Annotated in this window: 2 protein-coding genes; both read right to left on the bottom strand. The window is 68.3% G+C overall.

Translation table 11 applies throughout. The features are described 5' to 3' along the window. On the bottom strand, nt 1–2591 hold a 2591-nt coding region (locus ACIPIA_RS12805; RefSeq protein ID WP_400510103.1), incomplete at its 3' end, for a helicase-related protein. Nucleotides 2592–2870: 279 nt separating this feature from the next. Next, on the bottom strand, nt 2871–3317 hold the full coding sequence (locus ACIPIA_RS12800) for a MerR family transcriptional regulator (protein ID WP_400510102.1): 447 nt from the start codon (nt 3315–3317) through the stop codon (nt 2871–2873). Nucleotides 3318–3351 lie beyond the last annotated feature (34 nt).

Here is a 3351-nt window from a genome sequence, read left to right as displayed (position 1 = left end):
GGTTCGGTCCGTTCAGTCTCGCCGGCAGAGGCCTCGCCTTCGGCCGGGGCCACGACCGGCTGCGCCGGCTCGGTCGCTGCCGGCGGCGGCGCCAGCGGAACGGTGATCGCCGGGCCGGGGCGCTTGGTCGAGACATACCCGAGCGAACGCAGGATCGAGGCGAAATCCTCGCCCGCGCAGCCGACCAGCGAGGTCATTGCGCCGGTGGCGACGAAGCCGTCCTGGTCGGCGGCTCCGACCGGGGGCGTCCCCTGCGTGACTCCGGGGCGATAGGCGATCGCCGGGCGAATCAGGTCGGCGAGGCGTTCGAGGATGTCGACGCGCACCGCCCGCTCGCCGCAGACGCGGTAGCCCGCCGCGCGGTAGAGCCCCTTCGGCACGGCCTTGTCGACCGGGAAGGAGGTCCGGCCCGATGCTGCGAGATGCGCGATGTCGTCGAGGCCGGCCGTCTCCGGCCCGCCATGCTTCAGCGCCCAGAGCTGTGCGGCAAGCGCCCGCGGCGCCGGCTTGAGCAGCGCCGGCAGATAGAGATGGAAGGCGCCGAAGCGGATGCCGAGCTGGCGCAGCGCCGCGCGGCCTTCCTGGTCGAGCGCCTTCATCTCCTCACCGACCTTGGCACGCTCCAGCACACCCAGCGCCTCGGCCGCCTGATAGGCGATGCCGCGCGCGATGCCGGTGGCGCTCTCGGCCGCTTCCAGGATCTGGAGGGCGCCTAGCAGCCGGGTGATGTGGTTCTTGAGCCAGAGCGCGAGCCGGGCCTCGACCTGCTCGCGCGCGCCACCGGCCAGGTGCTCCTCGACCAGCAGCCGCAGCCGCGGCTCCAGCACCTTCTCGCCCGCGACGAGGCGCGCCACCGGCTCGCCGGTCCAGCGCACGAGCCCGTCATGCGAGAGCACGAAGGCATCGTCTCCCGCCAGCACTACGCGCGCCGCCCGGGCCTCGATCTCCGAACCCAGCGCCTTCATCGCCGCCAGGTTCAGGGCCTTGACCTCTGACCCGCCCGCCTTCGGGTCCGCCGTGAAGCGGAAGCCCTGCAGCATTCCCACGTGCTGGCCCTCGACGAGCACGTCGCCCGTCGCGGTGACCTCAGCCTCCAACATTGCATTCTCCCGCAAGCGGCGCATCAGCACGCTGGTGCGCCGATCGACAAATCGATGGGTCAGACGTTCATGCAGAGCGTCCGACAGCTTGTCCTCTACAAGACGAGCCATGCCCTGCCAATGCTCTGGATCAGGCAACCAGTCAGGACGGTTCGCGACATAGGTCCAAGTGCGGACCTGCGCAATCCGGGCAGAGAGCGTATCGATCTCGCCGTCGGTGCGGTCGAGCGAGCCGAGCTGCGCCGCATACCAGTCCTGATCCAGCCGGCCATGGCGCATCAGCCTGAGATAGAGCGTGGTCGCGAGATCGGCGTGCTGCATCGGCGAGATCTTGCGATAATCCGGCAACCCGCAGACCTCCCAGAGCCGCTCGACCGCCGCGCGCCCCTGCGCAAGGGCCCTGACATCGGAATCCCGCGCCAGGACTTCCAGGGTGGTCATGTCCTCGGCGATCAGCGCCCGCGTCAGCCCCAGCTCGGAGGGCTGGATGTTGAGCGTATCGAGCAGGCCGGCGATGGAACGCAGATCGAGGTCCGAATTGCGCCACTGCATCTGGCGCACCGGCTCGAAACGGTGATTCTCGATCGCGTCGACCAATTCGGCGTCGAAAGGCGGGCAGCGCCCGCTTGTCCCGAAGGTGCCGTCGCGCAGGTGGCGCCCGGCACGGCCGGCGATCTGGCCGAACTCGGCCGGATTGAGCGTGCGATAATGGTGCCCGTCGAATTTCTTGTCCGCCGCGAAGGCGATGTGGTTGACGTCGAGATTGAGCCCCATGCCGATCGCGTCGGTGGCGACGAGGTAGTCCACATCGCCGGACTGGTAGATCTCGACCTGGGCGTTGCGCGTGCGGGGCGAGAGCGCACCGAGCACGACGGCTGCGCCGCCCTTCTGCCGTCGGATCAGCTCGGCGATCGCATAGACCTCCTCCACCGAGAAGGCGACGATGGCGGAGCGTGGCGGCAGCCGGGTGATCTTGCGGTCGCCGGCGAAGGTCAGGTTCGAGAGCCGCGGGCGCGTGACGACGTTGACGCCTGGAATGAGCTGCTCGATCAGCGGCTTCATCGTCCCGGCGCCGATCAGCATGGTCTCGGCGCGGCCGCGGCGATTGAGCAGCCTGTCGGTGAAGACGTGGCCCCGATCAAGGTCGGCGGCCAGCTGGATCTCGTCGATCGCGACGAAATCCACCGCGAGGTCGCGCGGCATCGCCTCGACCGTGCAGACCCAGAAGCGTGGCCGCTCCGGCTTGATCTTTTCCTCGCCCGTGACCAGCGCGACGGCCTCGGCCCCGACGCGATCGACCGTGCGCTGATACACCTCGCGCGCCAGCAGCCGCAGCGGCAGGCCGATCATCCCGGTGGGATGGGCGACCATGCGCTCGATGGCGAGATGGGTCTTCCCGGTATTGGTGGGGCCCAGCACCGCCGTGACCCCATGGGCGCGGGCGGCGGGCGGCAGCGAACGAAACGGTAGCAAGGCGAAGGAGCCGATCATCTCGCCCGCCCATGCGGGCGGGAGCGTGGACGGGAATCAGGAGCGAGTCTGGCGAGAACGAGTCTGGAACGAAGCGAGGCCGAATCGCTGACTCCGGCAGAATCGGGATTTGTTCCCCTTTCGGGGTTCACCTCCCTTCGGCATGGGCCATACCGACATAGCGCGCCCTCCCACGGAACCGTCGCGGACCAGGCCCTAGGGCCACCCGGAACGACTCCTATTTAAGCCTTTTCGGCTTGGAAACGAGAGGCAATCGCTGCCTGGGCCCGCGAATCTGCCTCAATGCCGGGCGTGATCGCACTGCCCGTGATCCGCCAGCGCCTCGATGATCGCACAGTCGCAGGCCGCGACGCCGCCCGAGCAGGTGGTCGCGATCCGTTCCAGCTCCTTCTCCAGCGAACGCAGCTTCGCGATCTTGTCGCGCACCTCCTCGAGATGGGAGACGGAGATCGCATGCGCCTCGTCGCAGGCGATGCCAGGCGTGTCGGAGAGCCTGAGCAATGTGCGGATGTTGTCGACGGCGAAGCCGAGATCGCGCGCATGCTTGATGAAGGCGAGACGCTCGGCATGGCGTCGGCCATAGCGGCGCTGGTTGCCTTCGGACCGCTCGGGCGGCGGCAGCAATCCGACCTGCTCGTAATACCGAATCGTCTCGACCTTGACGCCGGTGCGCTCGGCGAGCGCGCCGATCGGCATCACGCGCTCGAGCCTGTCCGTCACCGCCATGCCAATACCTCAAAGCTATAGTTTCTATAGCTTC

It is taken from the genome of Allobosea sp. CER48 (assembly GCF_044752385.1).
Classification (GTDB): Bacteria; Pseudomonadota; Alphaproteobacteria; order Rhizobiales; family Beijerinckiaceae; genus Allobosea.
This window is presented reverse-complemented; position numbering and strand designations above follow the sequence as displayed.